This window comes from Rhizobium sp. FKL33 (assembly GCF_005222915.1).
Taxonomy (GTDB): Bacteria; Pseudomonadota; Alphaproteobacteria; order Rhizobiales; family Rhizobiaceae; genus Rhizobium_E.
The window spans coordinates 125,063-140,159 of record NZ_STFX01000028.1; the positions used below are offsets into that span (position 1 = coordinate 125,063).

At 62.1% G+C, this 15,097-nt stretch carries 14 protein-coding genes; 9 read left to right on the forward strand and 5 right to left on the reverse strand.

Going from position 1 to position 15,097, the window contains the following annotated elements; genetic code table 11:
• Window positions 1–58: 58 nt before the first annotated feature.
• Genes E8Q41_RS17615 through hemP form a run of 5 tightly spaced genes read right to left on the reverse strand, consistent with a single transcriptional unit; the run spans window position 59 to window position 4,115 of the window.
• A complete protein-coding gene (locus E8Q41_RS17615) occupies window positions 59–841 on the reverse strand; it encodes a heme ABC transporter ATP-binding protein (RefSeq protein WP_137156865.1) in 783 nt (260 codons plus the stop codon).
• Window positions 842–848: 7 nt separating this feature from the next.
• A complete protein-coding gene (locus tag E8Q41_RS17620; RefSeq protein ID WP_246660235.1) occupies window positions 849–1,889 on the reverse strand; it encodes an iron ABC transporter permease in 1,041 nt (346 codons plus the stop codon).
• A 58-nt stretch (window positions 1,890–1,947) separates the two neighbouring features.
• Complete coding sequence (locus tag E8Q41_RS17625) at window positions 1,948–2,811, reverse strand: ABC transporter substrate-binding protein (protein ID WP_246660236.1); 864 nt, start codon at window positions 2,809–2,811, stop codon at window positions 1,948–1,950.
• A 26-nt stretch (window positions 2,812–2,837) separates the two neighbouring features.
• On the reverse strand, window positions 2,838–3,890 hold the full coding sequence (locus E8Q41_RS17630; RefSeq protein ID WP_137156868.1) for a ChuX/HutX family heme-like substrate-binding protein: 1,053 nt from the start codon (window positions 3,888–3,890) through the stop codon (window positions 2,838–2,840).
• A 36-nt stretch (window positions 3,891–3,926) separates the two neighbouring features.
• Window positions 3,927–4,115 carry a hemin uptake protein HemP gene (gene hemP / locus E8Q41_RS17635; RefSeq protein ID WP_246660237.1) on the reverse strand — a complete coding sequence of 63 codons (189 nt, stop codon included), beginning with the start codon at window positions 4,113–4,115 and terminating at the stop codon, window positions 3,927–3,929.
• 170 nt (window positions 4,116–4,285) lie between these two features.
• Between hemP and E8Q41_RS17640 the strand changes: the two genes are divergently transcribed.
• From E8Q41_RS17640 to E8Q41_RS17680, 9 genes are all read left to right on the forward strand, one after another.
• The gene (locus E8Q41_RS17640) at window positions 4,286–5,617 is read left to right on the forward strand and encodes a TonB family protein (protein WP_137156870.1); all 1,332 of its coding nucleotides are present in this window, start codon (window positions 4,286–4,288) and stop codon (window positions 5,615–5,617) included.
• A gap of 173 nt (window positions 5,618–5,790) precedes the next feature.
• Window positions 5,791–6,042 carry an acyl carrier protein gene (locus E8Q41_RS17645; RefSeq protein ID WP_137156871.1) on the forward strand — a complete coding sequence of 84 codons (252 nt, stop codon included), beginning with the start codon at window positions 5,791–5,793 and terminating at the stop codon, window positions 6,040–6,042.
• On the forward strand, window positions 6,042–7,223 hold the full coding sequence (locus E8Q41_RS17650) for an acyl-CoA dehydrogenase family protein (RefSeq protein WP_137156872.1): 1,182 nt from the start codon (window positions 6,042–6,044) through the stop codon (window positions 7,221–7,223). Before E8Q41_RS17645 ends, E8Q41_RS17650 begins: the two co-directional genes overlap by 1 nt.
• Before the next feature lie 5 nt (window positions 7,224–7,228).
• Window positions 7,229–8,137 (forward strand): amino acid--[acyl-carrier-protein] ligase, encoded by a 909-nt coding sequence (locus E8Q41_RS17655; RefSeq protein WP_137156873.1) that lies wholly within the window; start codon window positions 7,229–7,231, stop codon window positions 8,135–8,137.
• Window positions 8,138–8,141: 4 nt separating this feature from the next.
• Window positions 8,142–9,110, forward strand: a complete 969-nt coding sequence (locus E8Q41_RS17660; RefSeq protein ID WP_137156874.1) for a DUF1839 family protein — start codon at window positions 8,142–8,144, stop codon at window positions 9,108–9,110.
• Between the two features lie 69 nt (window positions 9,111–9,179).
• Entirely contained in the window at window positions 9,180–11,651 is a 2,472-nt protein-coding gene (locus E8Q41_RS17665) for a glycoside hydrolase family 2 protein (RefSeq protein ID WP_137156951.1), read from the forward strand.
• Window positions 11,652–11,736: 85 nt separating this feature from the next.
• Window positions 11,737–12,801 carry a glycoside hydrolase family 5 protein gene (locus E8Q41_RS17670; protein ID WP_137156875.1) on the forward strand — a complete coding sequence of 355 codons (1,065 nt, stop codon included), beginning with the start codon at window positions 11,737–11,739 and terminating at the stop codon, window positions 12,799–12,801.
• A complete protein-coding gene (locus E8Q41_RS17675; protein WP_137156952.1) occupies window positions 12,798–13,973 on the forward strand; it encodes a glycosyltransferase family 4 protein in 1,176 nt (391 codons plus the stop codon). The genes E8Q41_RS17670 and E8Q41_RS17675 overlap by 4 nt, the downstream gene beginning before the upstream one ends.
• Window positions 13,970–15,097, forward strand: a complete 1,128-nt coding sequence (locus E8Q41_RS17680; protein WP_137156876.1) for a glycosyltransferase — start codon at window positions 13,970–13,972, stop codon at window positions 15,095–15,097. The genes E8Q41_RS17675 and E8Q41_RS17680 overlap by 4 nt, the downstream gene beginning before the upstream one ends.

The following is a 15,097-nucleotide window of genomic DNA, read 5'->3' on the forward strand; positions in this document are numbered from 1 at the left end:
GCGCTTATTCCAACAACAACGCGGTCCGTCTTATGGGCCGCGTTTTTTATTGACCGCTTCAAGCCGCCTCTGCGGCCGGAAATACCCTGATTGCCCCGTTTTCGGCGCGCACGGAAAGAGCGCAGCCGTAGACCTGTTCAAGAATGTCTTCTCGGAACACCTCCGCGGGAGCGCCTTCTGCGACAAGACGACCGTTGCGCAGCATCAACACATGATCGGCGAACATGGCCGTGAGATTCAGGTCGTGCATCACCGCCACGACGCCGCCACCCTGGCTTGCGAAAGAGCGCGCCGTTTTCATGAGCGCCAACTGATGCTTCACATCGAGACTGGCGACCGGTTCGTCGAGCAGCAGCCAGCGCGCTTCGCCATCCGCCATCGGACTGTTGATCTGGCAAAGCACCCGCGCCATATGCATCCGCGCCTGCTCGCCGCCCGACAACGCCAGCGCGGAACGATCTGCGAAACCCGCCAGATCTACCGCCGCCAAAGCGTCGTCAATCAATCGCTCCGCCTGCTCGCGCGAATGGACCTCGCCTGCCACCACGCCCATTTCCAGAACTTCCCTAACGCTAAACGGAAAGCCGAGATGGATCGACTGCGACATCACGCCTCGACGGCGCGCCTGCTCACCTACCGACAGAACCTTTAGATCCCGGCCGTTGAGCCGTATAGATCCATCATAGCGCCTGTCGCCCGCGATCGCCCGCAACGTTGACGTCTTGCCCGAACCATTGGGGCCAATGATCACGGTCAGTCGCCCGGCTTGCGCATCGAAACTGACGTCGTCGACCACGCGGTGCCCCCCGAGGCTCACCGAGACCTGCTGCAGCGATATCATGCTCGTCTCACAAAATTTGGCCGCGTCGGCCGCGGAAGAGAATCCAGAGGAAGAAGGGCGCGCCCATAATCGCGGTGAGTATGCCGATCGGCAATTCAGCCGGCGCGACGATGACGCGCGACACGATATCGGCGGCAATCAACAAGACGCCGCCCAACAAAGCGGACGCCGGCAAGAGGAACCGATGGTCCGGGCCGACCGCGAGACGGAGGATATGAGGCACGATGATGCCCACGAAACCGATGACGCCGCAAAAGGCGACAGCCACGCCCGTCATGGCGGCCACGAGGAAAATCGACGCCTTTTTCAATCGTTCGACAGGAACGCCCATATGCATGGCCGCCGCTTCGCCCAGCGTGAAAGCGTTGAGACCGCGCGCCAGAAACGGCAGGACGACGAGGCATGGCGCTATCACGGCGGTTGCGATCAGCGCCTTGTCCCAGGTCGCGCCAGCCAGCGACCCCAGGTTCCAGAAGGAAATGTCGCGCAGTTGCAGGTCTTCCGCCATGTAGACAAACAGACCGGTGCCGGCCATGGCGAGGGCGCCGATCGCAATGCCGGCGATCAGAAGCGTCGCCACCTGCGTCTCGCCGTCGCGGGATGCGATCGCATAGAGAAGGATGGTCACGGCAAGGCCGCCGACAAACGCAGCCACGGGCAGCAGGAACGGACCGAGCACGTAGGCAAGCGGCGCCAGCAAGGTCGGCCCGAGGACAATGGAGCCGACCGCGCCGAAGCTCGCGCCAGCCGACACGCCCACGACGCCCGGATCCGCCAAAGGATTGCGAAAGAGACCCTGCATCACGGCTCCAGACACTGCGAGCCCTGCTCCCGCCATCAGGCCAAGCAGAGCTCTGGGCAGACGGATGTCGACGATCACGATCCGGTCACGCAACGCTTCCACTCCACCTTGCGCTCCTCCTGAGATAAGACCCGCTAGGAAGCGAGGGAGTGAGGCTGAACTTGCGCCCGCGCCGATGGACGCGATCACCGCGGCAAGTGTGACGGCGACGAGCGCGACCAGACCAATTCGCTGCCTGGAACGCATGGGAAGCCCCCTGCCGCGGAGGCGCGGCGCAGCCGAGATCGTCGCCGTCATGTCGGTTTCAGCCGCCATAGAGCGCCGTCGAGAGATTGCGGATCGCTTCGGCGGTGCGTGGCCCAAATCCGAGCGTCGCCGCTCCGTCCACGCGGACGATCGCATGCGCTTTTCCCGCAGGCGTCAGAGCGATGGCCGGATGCGACATGACTTCCTCATCTGACGGCCCGGGACCTGCCCGGCTCATCATCAGGATCAGATCGGGCGCTGCGGCGATCACGGCTTCGTCATTCATGGGCTTGTAGCCGTGGAACTCCGCCGCGACGTTTGTGGCGCCGGCAAGCTGCAGGATTGCGCCGGCTGCGGTGTGGTCGCCGGCGGCCATGATCTTGCCGTTCTGCAGAGTCAAGACGAAGAGGACCCGTTTGCGCTTTTCAGCCGGAACATCGGCCGCCGCCTTCACCGCGGCGTCGATGTCGGCGGAAACCTTGTCGGCAAGCGCCTTGGCCTGATCGTGAACGCCCAATGCATCGCCGACAGTCATGATCTTCCGCGCGATAGCGTCGCGATCATAGCCTTCCGGCACCGTGACGACCTGAACCGAGGACTTCTTGATCACCTCGATCGCCGGCTTGGGACCGCTGCCCTCGATCATCAGGATTGCGGACGGATTGACCGACAAAACGCCTTCCGGGGACAGTTGCCGCATATAGCCGACATCAGGCAGTTTGGTCGCTTCCGCCGGGAAGAAACTGGTCGAATCGCGCGCGATCAGCTGATCCGACTTGCCGAGCGCATAAACGATTTCGGTGACTGCTCCGCCGATTGAAACAACGCGCGAGGCATCCTTGATTTTCTCACCGGCGCTCGAAGCCGACGCCAAAGCAAGCGCCACCATTGCGCCGGCAAATCCGACGCGACCTCTTCTCATCAATCTATCCAGCATGTTCTTATATCCTACGCGGCTTCAGCGGCGTTGGTGGTTGCAAGGCTCTCGACCAGCGAACGCCAATCCGTCATCTCGGCGTTGCCTTCCTTGCGCTTGCCGAAGAACTGGATGATCATTTCGCCATCGGCGTCATAGGCTTCGATCGAGGTCACATGGCCATCCTTGGTCGGCTTGCGCACGGCCCAGGCTTCGGCAATGTGATCCATGCGCAGATGCAGGTGGAAGGTCGGATCCATGACATTGATCCAGGGACCCATCGGCTGGATGTTGGATACCGGACCGGTATGGATCTGGACGATGCCGCGATTGGCGACGAAGCACATCAGATTGACCTGCGTCTCCACAGACTTCTGGAAGAATTCGGCGATCACGCCGTCGGCCAGTTTCCAGGCGAAGTCTTCGCCTACGGCCCGGACGGCGGCGCAGCGATCGACGTCGAGCTTGCGCAGCATGCCGAAAAACTCATGCGTATCCGTCAGCTTGCTCCACTGGTCGCGCAGGGCATCTACATCGAAGCCTTCCTTGCGGCCGGACGGCAGTTTGGTGAAGGCTTCGGCGACAAATTCCTGCGACTGATCGTCAAGCCGGAAATCGGCAACGATGCGCTCATAGGCCTCCAGATTGGATTCCGGGCGAAGATGGATCTTGTGGATCGCCTCGCCGGACTTGTCGAAATATTGCAGGCTTCTGCGAACCGTATCGCCATCGGTCTTGGTCACGGCGAAAGCATGCGCCCAGACCCAGTTGAAGATGCGAAGATCGATATTGTCGCCGAGCGTCAGCGACGTGCGTTCGCCGATCTCGATCTTCTCGTAGACGCCGATCTTTTCATGGACGGCGCTTTCGTTGCGGCTGAGCGCCATGACGACGCCGAGTTCGGGCGCACGCTCGAGCAGACGGTTGGGATGGGCGTCGATGCGAACGGCCGAAATTCCCACTTCCGCCGCCACCAGCGCCGCCTCGGACACACCGAGATTCTTGGCGATATCCCGCTCGCGCAATTTGGAGTTTTCCGCCCGGTAAGCGCGGATTTCGGACGGCGTCGGTCCAGTCTTGCTCATAGTCCAATCCTTTTTTGACCCCCGCGACGGCGGGACTTACTTGTTAAGAATGAGTTTGCCCTGTTTGGTGATCTTCATGCGATAGGCCGAGCCGGCGTGATTGATGACGATTTCACGGTCGCCCATGAACAGGGTCTTCGTGTCGTATTCCCGCAAATTGGCGTCGAGTGCATCGTCGGACTCAGCGTTCCCGCTCCTCGACGGGTCTCTTTCTCCACTCGGCATGATCGGCCTCATTATTCAGATCTTTGTTGACTTCCCTAGTCATATTTCATAATCCACGCAATACCAGTGGATCAGAGTCAACTTAAAATTTGTTGATCGCGCGACCGCGATACGGGCGGCGCCGGAATACGGGCGGAAAATGTTCATCCGCCCCTGACAGGGAGTGGGTGATGACGCAGACAGCCGACAGCGCGACCGTCCATCTCAACTCGCTCCGCTTCAAGCCCGCAAATTCCAATCAACCGGACCGTTCGATCGTCTCGCATCAGTTCAAGAATGTGCCGCGCTGCTCTTACGCGCGCGATGACGGCATTACGCCCTATCTCGCTTCGGAAACCGGCATCGACCAGTTTCCGGCTTCGGCCGTTGGCCTCGAGCCCCTGCATGCGGATATTCCTCATCCGGCTCCCGAACCGGACAAACCGGAGACGAACGCCCACCGAAAACTTCTCCGCAGCGGCTTTGCCCTGTCGATCTTTGTTCATGCCTGTTTTGCCGCAGCATTCGGTTTCGGCGTCGCACAGGCGCCGGACGACGCGCTCATGCAGGGAGAGACGGTGATTTCGCTGATCGTTCAGGGCCATGACTCCGATGTCGATGCGCGCGTCGCCGGCGACGAGAAGGCGAAAGACCTCGAGGTCGAAGAGCCCGAGCAGGAGATCGTCGAGGAGAAACCGAAGGCGGAACCCGCTCCGGAGCCGAAACCCGTCGAGACGCCGCCGGTGGAAAAAGCCGCTCCCGAACCGCCGCCCGTGATCCCCGCGACACCGCAACAGGTGCTCAAGGACACGCCAATGCCGGTGTTGGGCGCGCCGCTGCCTGAGATCCTCACCGCTGCCACGCCCGCAAAGGCGAAGGTCGAGGAAATCGCCAAGCCGATCGTTCAGGAACAGCCCAAGACGATCGAGGAGATCAAGCCCGAGCCGCCGAAGCCCATCGAGCCGCCCAAGATCGAAACCAAGCCGGTCGAGAAAAAGGCGCCGGAGCCGCCGAAACCGGTGGAAAAAGAGCCTGAGCTCAAGAAGCCCGATCCCAAGCCCGTGGTCGAGAAGGAGCGGCCGAAGAAGAAGACCGTCAAGAAGACGGTGGCGAAGAAGGAGCAGAAAAAGCGCAAGGGCCAGAACGCCAAGCAGGAATATGACGCCGACCGCGGCCGCAGCGACGCCAAGGACAAGGGACAGTCGAGCAAAGACGCATCGCGGGGCGCCTCCAACCGGGAGGTTGGCAACGCCGCGTCCAGCAATTACAAAGGTCTCGTCCAGAAGAAACTGAACCGGGCGCAGAAGCGCATCCGCGCCCGCGGCGAGGGGAGCCTTGTCCTTTCGTTCACCATAACAGCGGATGGCGGCGTGTCTGGCGCCCGCATTTCCCGGAGCTCCGGCGACCCGAAACTGGATCAGGCGGCGTTGGCGCTTCTGGATAAAGCCGCGCCTTTCCCCCCAATTCCAGCGGAAACCGGCCGAAAAAGCTACAAAATGGCTGTGCCGATCGAGTTTCGATGATCGAAATGGCCGAGTTGGTTAAAGAGACGTGAAATTTAACGAGAGTTTTCGATCAATAGAGCCGAAAGTTCTCTAACTATATGGATTAGCCAGATCTTATATCCTCCCGACTATGGTGTGTGCCAATCCGGAATGAAAGCCGGAACAACACAATTCCATGGAGGATGTACGGAATGACCGAGACCATTCGCGAAATTCTGAAGAAGCATGCCAATCTGCCCGCCGGCGTGGACGACATCGCCGATGGCGCGGATCTTTATGCCGCCGGGCTTTCCTCTTTCGCCTCTGTACAGGTGATGCTTGCGCTCGAAGAAAACTTCGACATCGAATTCCCCGACAATCTGCTGAACCGCAAATCTTTCCAGAGCATCGAAGCCATCGCGCGGACGGTGGATTCCATCCTGGACGGCAGAAAGGTGGCGTGATGAACATGCCGGTCAATCTGTCGGCCGGCAGCCTTGTCGAGCGCGCCCAGCGCGTCGCGGCTGTCGCCAGGGCCCATGCGGCCGAAGTGGACCATGACGGTCGCTTTCCGGAGGAAGCCGTCAACGCCATGAAGGCGGAGCGCCTTCTGTCCATCCAGATCCCGACGGAACTCGGCGGCGAAAGCGCGGGAACCGGCGAGATCACCGAACTGTGCTCGATCATTTCACAGGCTTGCGCGTCCGCAGCCATGGTCTTCGCCATGCATCACATCAAGCTCTCCAGCCTGGTGGAGCATGGCATGGAAAGCGACTGGCATCGCGGCTTCATGCGGCGCGTGGTCTCCGAACAACTGCTGCTCGGCTCCGCCACCACCGAAGGCGGCATCGGCGGCAATCTCCGCAATTCGATCTGCGCGATAGAGGTGGATGGCGACATCTGCCGGCTGGAAAAGGACGCCACGGTCATTTCCTACGCCACGAAGTCGGATGCGATCTTGATCACCTCGCGCGCTCACAAGGATGCGGCGCCGACCGACCAGGTCATGACCGCCTTCACCAAGGAGCAGTACACGCTCGCCAAGACCCAGGACTGGGATACGCTCGGCATGCGCGGCACCTGCTCGGAAGGCTTCCTGTTCAAGGGCGAAGCGCCCAAGGAGCAGATCTTCCCGAAACCTTTCGCCGAGATTGCGGCGCAATCGATGCTGGCCAACAGCCATATTCTCTGGAGCGGCGTCTGGTACGGAATCGCCGTGGACGCGGTCAATCGCGCCCAGGCTTTCGTCCGCTCTGCCGCCCGCAAGCAGCCGGGCGTGGTTCCTCCCGGGGCCATTCGTCTCGCCGAGGTTTCGACCCTGCTGCAGATGATGAAATCCAACGTCGTGGCCGCCATCAAGGCCTATGAAGAGGCGAAAGCCGATCCCGAAAAGCTCTCTTCGGTCGCTTTCTCCGTGGCGATGAACAATGTCAAGATCGCCTCTTCGGAGTCGGTTCTGACCATTATCGACCATGCGATGCTGATCTGCGGCATCCTCGGCTACAAGAATGGCACGCCCTACAGCCTGGGGCGCCACCTTCGCGATGCGCATTCCGCCCGCCTGATGATCTCCAACGACCGGATCCTCGGCAACACATCCACCATGCTCCTGATCCACAAGCAGGACACGAGCCTACTGGGATAATGACAATGGATATGCAGGTTTCCTTTCTTGATCGTCTTTTTGAATCCGGACTGCTGATCGACACCGGCGTGGACGGCCTTTACGGCCGATCCGGCGAGTTCGAAGACGTCATCGCCGCCTTCGAGCGACTGATCGACCGAACCGGCGGCGGCGACGGCGCCGAGGCCATCCGCTTTCCGCCGGGCATGAACCGCGCCTACTTCGAAAAGAGCGGTTACATGAAGAGCTTCCCTCAGCTCGCCGGCACCGTTCACTCCTTCTGCGGCAACGACCATGACCATCTCGGTCTCCTGCAATGCATGGAGGAAGGCAATGAATGGACCAAGGAGCAGAAGGCGACCGACATCGCGCTGACGCCGGCGGCCTGCTATCCCCTCTACCCCACCATCGCCAAGCGCGGCCCGATCTCCATGAAGGGCGGCCTTTACGACCTGCAGTCCTACTGCTTCCGCCACGAGCCCTCCAAGGATCCGGCGCGCCAGCAGCTGTTCCGCATGCGCGAATATGTCTGCATGGGCACGGAAGCGCATGTGACCGAGTTCCGCCAGACCTGGATGGATCGCGGCGTCGAGATGATGAAGTCCGTCGGGCTCGACGTCGAGATCGACGTCGCCAACGACCCGTTCTTCGGCCGCGCCGGCCGGCTGCTCGCCAACAACCAGCGCGACCAGAACCTGAAGTTCGAACTGCTGATCCCGGTGACGTCGCAGACCAAGAAGACGGCCTGCATGAGCTTCAACTACCATCAGGACGCGTTCGGCTCCAAATGGGGTCTCAACCTCGAAGACGGTTCGGTGGCGCACACCGCCTGCGTCGGTTTCGGCCTGGAGCGCATCGCGCTCGCGCTCTTTGCCCAGCACGGTCTCGACACCAAGCTGTGGCCGGAGAATGTGCGCAAGGTTCTGTGGGGCTGAGGCGATGGCCGCAGTATTTCCTCATCTCGATCCCCTCGCCTACCGGCCGCATGCCCTGCATTCGGCCGAGCGGGCCTGGCCTGAGACCAACTGCTATGTCGATCTTTGGATCGAGGCGCTCCACGCCATGGGCGCCCAGCCCGAGGCCATGCTCGGCTTCACGCTGACCCAGGATTTCGAGGGCGACCAGTTCACCTTCTTCAAGGTTCCGCTGGAAGACCTCGAAAGCCTCTATGACGTCAGGGTGACGGAACTGGCGATCTTCGACCGGGTCGAAGACCACGTCTCCGAACAGATCGCGCGCGGTCGTCTCTGCCTGTTGGAAATGGACAGCTACTATATGCCCGATACGCAGGGCGTGGCCTATCGAACCGAACACGGCAAGACGACGATCGCCATCAACCGGCTGTCGGAGAAGGACAAGGCGATCGACTACTTCCACAATGGCGGTTTCCACCGCCTCGAGGGCGAGGATTTCGACGGCGTGTTCGGCAAGTTCTATCCGCCGGGCTCGCAGCCTTTCCTGCCCTATACGGAATTCGCCAAGCTGCCGGTCCGGCTGCCGGACGCTGCGCATGTTCGGCAGGAGGCGCATCGGCTGCTCCGGCGGCATATGAAACGCATGCCGGAGGCCAATCCGGTGGCCGCCTTTGCGCGGGTGTTTCCGATGCAGGTCAGCGCGCTCGCCGATCGTCCCTTCGGGCATTTCCACAAATACGCCTTCAACACGCTTCGGCAGTTGGGTGCGAATTTCGAACTGGCGGCGACGCATTTCGACTGGCTGGCTCCCGGCGGTGATCTCAAGGACTCCTCGGACGCCGCCATGACCATCGCCAACACCGCCAAGACGGCGCAGTTCCAGCTGGCGCGGGCGCTGACGCGCAAGAAATACGACACGCTGGGACAGGCGCTTGCGCCCGCAGTGGACGCCTGGGATCACCTTAGGGAAACCATCTCGGCGCATATCAACTGATCCTTAACCATATCGGGAGACATCATGCCCCGGCGCGACAGCCGGGGCATGACTTTGACAGGGAACGACATGGGCGGCAGGGCAGTCATTTCGGAGATCCGGCATTCGCTTGCGGGCGAATGGGCGCTGGTCGTGTCCGACGCCGGCGCCTATGCGACGCCTGCTGACATTCCCGACAAGGCGCGGCAGATCCCCGCCCCTGTGCCCGGAACGGTGGCCGAAGCGCTGGAAAATGCCGGTCGTTTCGATCGCGCCCATCCCGTCAGTCTCAACGACCGCGATTTCTGGTATCTCGCCGCGCTCGACAGCCAGCCGCCCGGCCCGGCCCGACTGCTGCTCGACGGACTGGCGACGATCGCCGAAGTCTATGTCAACGGCCGGCTGGTTTTGGAAAGCGTCAGCCAATTCATCGCCCATGACGTTTCGGTTGTTCTCAAGGGACATGGCCAGGACCAGATCGCCATCTGCTTTCGCGCGCTCAATCCGCGACTGAAGTCAAGCGGGCCCCGCGCCCGTTGGCGGCCGCAGATGATCACGCCGCCGGGCATGCGGCTGATCCGCGCCACGGCGCTCGGGCATATGCCCGGCTGGTGCCCTGATGTGGAGGCCGTCGGCCCCTTCCGGCCGATCCATCTCGTCCGTTCCGCCGAAAACGAGATCGATGCGCTCAGGCTCTCGGCCGGTCTCGACGATGCAGGCGTGGGCGTTCTCGATGTCAGTTTCCGTTTCGCCGCCCGCGCCGTCGATCTCCGCATCGCCTGTGGCGGCGTCTCGACGCCGGTGATGATCTCCGCCGAGGGTCTTCTCACCGCACGTCTCGAAATCCCTGCAGTGAAGCCGTGGATGCCACACACCCATGGCGAGCCCAACCTTTACGGCGTCGATCTCCTGATCAACGGGGCGGCGCATCAGATCGGCCGCGTCGGTTTTCGCAACATCGCGCTCGATCAAGGCGCTGATGGCAAGGGCTTCGGGGTCGAGATCAACGGCGTCCCGGTCTTCTGCCGCGGGGCCGTCTGGACCAATGCCGATATCGTCAGGCTTCCGGGCGCCAGGGACGACTATCTTCCATGGCTGCAGAAGGCCCGCGACGCCGGCATGAACATGATCCGCATCGGCGGCACCATGACCTATGAGACCCCCGAGTTCTTCGCGCTGTGCGACGAACTCGGCCTGATGGTGTGGCAGGACTTCATGTTCGCCAATTTCGACTATCCGGCTGCCGACCCCGCCTTTGCCGATCTGGTGCGCAAGGAGGCCGTCGATCTCCTGTCGAGCATTCAGGGATCACCTTCGCTCACCGTCCTTTGCGGCGGCTCGGAGATGTTCCAGCAGGCGGCCATGCTGGGCATGCCGGAGCGCTTCTGGAGCGGGCCGATCACCGACGAGATCCTGCCGTCGGTTTATGAAGAGCTGCGCCCAGATGTGATCTACGCGCCGAATTCGCCCTTCGGCGGCGCCATGCCCTTTTCGCCCAATGAAGGCGTCACCCACTATTACGGTGTCGGGGCCTATTGCCGCCCGCTCGAAGACGCCCGCCGCGCCGAGGTGCGCTTCTCCGCCGAAAGCCTGGCGTTTGCGCATGTGCCGGAAGCCGAAACGCTGGAAGAGCATCTGCCCGTCATGCCCGTGCATGATCCGCGCTGGAAGGCGCGGGTGCCGCGCGACCGCGGCGCATCCTGGGATTTCGAGGACATTCGCGATCACTATCTGCAACTCCTCTATAGCCTCGATCCCATGCGACTGCGCCGCGAGGATGTGGGCCGCTATCTGACCCTGTCGCGCGCGACGACCGTGGAAGTGGTCGAGGCCGCCTATGCCGAATGGCGCCGCCCCGGCTCGCCGACGTCAGGCGCACTGGTCTGGACGCTGCAGGATCTGCTGCCCGGCCCCGGCTGGGGGGTGATCGACGCGACCGGTCTTGAAAAACCGGTCTGGCATGGCCTTCGCCGCGCATTTCGCCCGCTCACGGTTGTGCTGTCGGACGAGGGAACCAGCGGCCTTTACGCCCATGTGATCAATGAAACCAGCGCGCCCCGTACGCTTACGCTGACGCTGACCTGTCTGCGCGACGGCCAGACGCCTGTCGTCGGCGGCAAGATCGATCTCGACCTTCCGCCCCGGGGAACCGCGAGCTTTGCCGCGACAGACCTGTTCGGCGCCTTCTTCGACGCGACCTACGCCTTTCGCTTCGGCCCGCCGGCGCATGACGTCACGATTGCTCAACTTCTCGATCGTATGACAGGCGAGGAGATCGCTTCGGCCTTCCATTTCCCGCATGGGCGAAACGCGGCCTTGCACAGGTCCACGGTGGCGGCCCGGCTGGCGCGGGAAGCGGATGAATGGGCGCTGTATCTCTCGGCAGATCGCCTTGCGCAGTCGGTTCATTTCGACCTCGTCGGCTGGCGCGCCTCGGACAACTGGCTGCATCTGGCTCCCGGCCAGGAAAAGCGGCTGACGTTGGCGCCCCGGGGCGAGACGCCATCCGGTCTGCCGAGCGGCGCCATTCGGCATCTACAGGGCGGAGAGATCCGCTTCTGACGCGAAGACTGGACGCGACATTGATGAACGACACGCCATCCATGAGGGGCGGCAAATCAAGCGCCCGAACACGTGCGGGCCAGAGATGAAGAGGAAGACCGGCATGCGCATGATGAGCTTTGCGGCCCTGGCTTTGGCGGCGACCTTCGGCTTTCAGAACACGGCTCTGGCGGCCAAGGGATGTTTTCGCGGCATCAATATTTCGGGCGCGGAATTCGGTGAAGTGGGCGGCAAGGTCAACAAAGCCTATGTCTGGCCGTCCGACAGGACCGTGTCCTATTTCGCCGCCAAAGGCTTCGACACTGTGCGCCTGCCCTTCCTGTGGGAACGGCTTCAGCCGAAGCTGATGGGGCCGTTCGATCCGGCTGAAGAAGGCCGGCTTCGGGAAAGCGTGGAATTGATCAAGTCGCATGGCATGCGCGTCATTCTCGATCCGCACAATTACGCCCGTTACAACGGCAAGCTGATCGGCTCGTCCGAGGTTCCGCACAAGGCCTTCGCTGATTTCTGGGCCAAGCTCGCCACGCTCTTCGCCAACGACCCCGCCATCTATTTCGGACTGATGAACGAACCGAACAAAATGCCAGTGGCGCAATGGGTGGAGGCCGCCAACGCCGCAACGCTCGCCATTCGGGTCGAGGCGAAGGCCGGCAACCTCGTGCTTGTGCCCGGAACCGCCTGGACCGGCGCCCATAGCTGGATGAAGGAGATCGACGGAGAGCCGAACGGCGTGGCGCTGCTCAAATACAAGGACCCGAGCGAGAATTTCGCCTTCGAGGTCCATCAATATCTCGACGACGATTTCTCCGGCACCAAGGGCAACTGCTCTCGCGCCGAGGACGCGGTCACAGCGCTCAAAGACTTCACCAAATGGCTGAAGAGCCATGGCTTCCGCGGCTTTCTGGGTGAGTTTGGCGCTCCCGGCGACGCCGCTTGCGTGGCGGGCCTTCAGGGAATGGTGGACGTGGTCGAGGCCGACCGGGATGTCTGGACCGGATGGACTTATTGGGCCGCCGGCGACTGGTGGCCCGAAAGCGAACCTCTCAACATCCAGCCCACCCAGCATGGTGATCGCCCGCAACTCGCCGCGATGACGTCGACCTTGACCGATTTCTCTGCGGAGGGCCGGAATTGCCCCTCGCTCCGATGACCCCGCCCGCCCCTGCACCACGCTCGCTCAAGCCCGCGCCTGATGGTCGCCGGCTCGTCGTGCATGTCGTCCGTCAGTTCTGGCCCAATCGGGGTGGGCTTGAAGATGTGGTGCTCAATCTTTGCCGCCGCGCAGGGGATGCCGGCTATCGCATCCGGGTGGTGACGCTCAATTCGCTGTTCAGCGATCCCGCGCGGTCCCTTCCTGAGCGCGAAATGCTCGGCGACATCGAGATCGTGCGCATTCCATGGCGGGGATCGAGCCGCTACCCGGTCGCGCCGTCGGTGCTCGACCACATCCGCGACGCGGATCTCGTCCATGTGCATGCGATCGACTTCTTCTTCGACTTCCTCGCGCTGACCAAGGTTTTGCATCGCAAGCCGATGATCGCCACCACCCATGGCGGCTTCTTCCACACCAGGAAGTTTGCCGCCCTCAAGTCGTTCTGGTTCAAGACGCTGACGCGCTTCTCCGCCAGCCGATACGCCGCTCTGGTGGGCTGCAGCACGTCGGATGTCTCGCAATTCGCGACGATTGCGCCGGATGTTCGACTGATCGAAAACGGCGTTGATCTCGATAAGTTCGCTGATAAGGCGGCGCGAGAACCGCGCAAGGCGATCGTCACCATCGGTCGTTTTTCCATCAACAAGCGTCTCGACCGGCTCATCCATATGCTCACGGCGTTGCGCCGTCACGACGCGGCCTGGACACTCGATATCGTCGGGGTGGAGTCCGATCTTTCGGCCACGGATCTCGCTGCGCTCGCGCGTGAGGCGGGCGCGGAAACCGGAGTGCGAATCCATGTGGGTTTACCCGAACAAGACGTCGCGCGCGTGATTTCGCAATGCGCGCTTTTTGCTTCGGCGTCGGAGTATGAAGGCTTCGGCCTCGTGGCGATCGAAGCGATGAGCGCAGGGCTCACGCCTGTCCTACAGCCCAATGCGGCCTATTCCACCCTTGCAGGTCATCACGCCGCAATCCGTCTCTGCGATTTCAGCGACGCCGAAACCGCCGCCTCTGTTTTGGAGCAAACCTATACCGCCGCAAAATGCGAGCCGGGCCTGCGGAACGCCCTCATGGATGCCGCCCAGACCTATTCCTGGAGCAGTTCCGCCGCGAAATATCTGGCGGAGTATGACGCGGCGATCCTGCGACGGGGAGCGGCTCGATGACCCGGGTCCTCATTGTCACCGCCCAGCATTTCGCGACCCATCCACGCAAGGTGGACCTTCACTTCATGGCGGAGGCCCTGAACGCGCGAGGCGTGGCTGTGGATTTCCTGTCCATGCGCCTGAGTTGGCTGAGCCGGATCACCAAGGACGAACGTTGGGCTTTCGCCAGCGGCCGACCATCGAATCGCTGGACCGAGATCGGCCCGCACTTGCAGGAATTCATCTGGAAGACGCCGCTTCATCCTATCACCTTCCACCGCAAGGCGCTCGATGAGGCTCTCACGCCGATTGCACTCTTATACGGACGTTTTCTGCCGGCGGCGGTGAAAACCAGGCTCGGCCAATACAGCCATATTCTGGTGGAGAGTGGAATTTCGTTGCTGGCGCTTCCCACTCTCCGTCGCCTCGCCCCGCAGGCGAAGGTCATCTATCATGCAGCCGACCGACTAGAGACGATCGGAGCGCACCCGGCGGCGGCGGCGACATTGCGCGCACACGCCTCCGCAGTGGATCAGGCGCATGTCATGGCGGACGCCATTCGCGGCGACATTCCCGCCGGCATCGACACGATCTTTCTGTCGCATGGCATTTCCAAGGAGAGCTTCGACCGCTCCCTGAAGAGTCCGTATGCCGGTCCGCGCAATGCAGTGAGCGTCGGCGACATGCTGTTCGACGCCGCCACGATCGAGACGCTGGCCAAGCGTTTTCCCGACTGGACCTTTCACCTCTTCGGCCGCCGTGCGACCCTGGATCAGCCGACTGCCAATGTTAGGATCCATGGCGAGACGCCTTTCGAGACGGTCGCCGCATACATCAAATACGCCGATGTCGGCATCGCCCCCTATCTACCCAAAGCCGACGCCGATTATCTCAGCCAGTCCAGCCTCAAGATGATTCAATACACTTATTGCAAACTCCCCATCGTCGCGCCCCGCTTCGCCGCCGCCGGGCGGCAGCATGTGCTGGCCTATGATCCTGGACATGCCGACAGCATCGCTGCAGCTTTCTCGGCTGCGACCACCTTCGACCGCGAGACGATCGACATCTCCGGCGTGCTGACCTGGGACGAGAAGACCGCGCGCCTCTTTGGCCTTTCCGAAAATTCAAAGGACCGGGAGATCTGA

Excerpts from the sequence above, each read along its gene's own strand:
- E8Q41_RS17645 (WP_137156871.1), top strand. The coding sequence starts at position 5,791 with ATGACCGAGACCATTCGCGAAATTCTGAAGAAGCATGCCAATCTGCCC.
- E8Q41_RS17625 (WP_246660236.1), bottom strand. The coding sequence starts at position 2,811 with ATGAGAAGAGGTCGCGTCGGATTTGCCGGCGCAATGGTGGCGCTTGCT.
- hemP (WP_246660237.1), bottom strand. The coding sequence starts at position 4,115 with ATGCCGAGTGGAGAAAGAGACCCGTCGAGGAGCGGGAACGCTGAGTCC.
- E8Q41_RS17655 (WP_137156873.1), top strand. The coding sequence starts at position 7,229 with ATGGATATGCAGGTTTCCTTTCTTGATCGTCTTTTTGAATCCGGACTG.
- E8Q41_RS17660 (WP_137156874.1), top strand. The coding sequence starts at position 8,142 with ATGGCCGCAGTATTTCCTCATCTCGATCCCCTCGCCTACCGGCCGCAT.
- E8Q41_RS17650 (WP_137156872.1), top strand. The coding sequence starts at position 6,042 with ATGAACATGCCGGTCAATCTGTCGGCCGGCAGCCTTGTCGAGCGCGCC.
- E8Q41_RS17630 (WP_137156868.1), bottom strand. The coding sequence starts at position 3,890 with ATGAGCAAGACTGGACCGACGCCGTCCGAAATCCGCGCTTACCGGGCG.
- E8Q41_RS17640 (WP_137156870.1), top strand. The coding sequence starts at position 4,286 with ATGACGCAGACAGCCGACAGCGCGACCGTCCATCTCAACTCGCTCCGC.
- E8Q41_RS17665 (WP_137156951.1), top strand. The coding sequence starts at position 9,180 with ATGGGCGGCAGGGCAGTCATTTCGGAGATCCGGCATTCGCTTGCGGGC.
- E8Q41_RS17680 (WP_137156876.1), top strand. The coding sequence starts at position 13,970 with ATGACCCGGGTCCTCATTGTCACCGCCCAGCATTTCGCGACCCATCCA.
- E8Q41_RS17675 (WP_137156952.1), top strand. The coding sequence starts at position 12,798 with ATGACCCCGCCCGCCCCTGCACCACGCTCGCTCAAGCCCGCGCCTGAT.
- E8Q41_RS17615 (WP_137156865.1), bottom strand. The coding sequence starts at position 841 with ATGATATCGCTGCAGCAGGTCTCGGTGAGCCTCGGGGGGCACCGCGTG.
- E8Q41_RS17670 (WP_137156875.1), top strand. The coding sequence starts at position 11,737 with ATGAAGAGGAAGACCGGCATGCGCATGATGAGCTTTGCGGCCCTGGCT.
- E8Q41_RS17620 (WP_246660235.1), bottom strand. The coding sequence starts at position 1,889 with ATGCGTTCCAGGCAGCGAATTGGTCTGGTCGCGCTCGTCGCCGTCACA.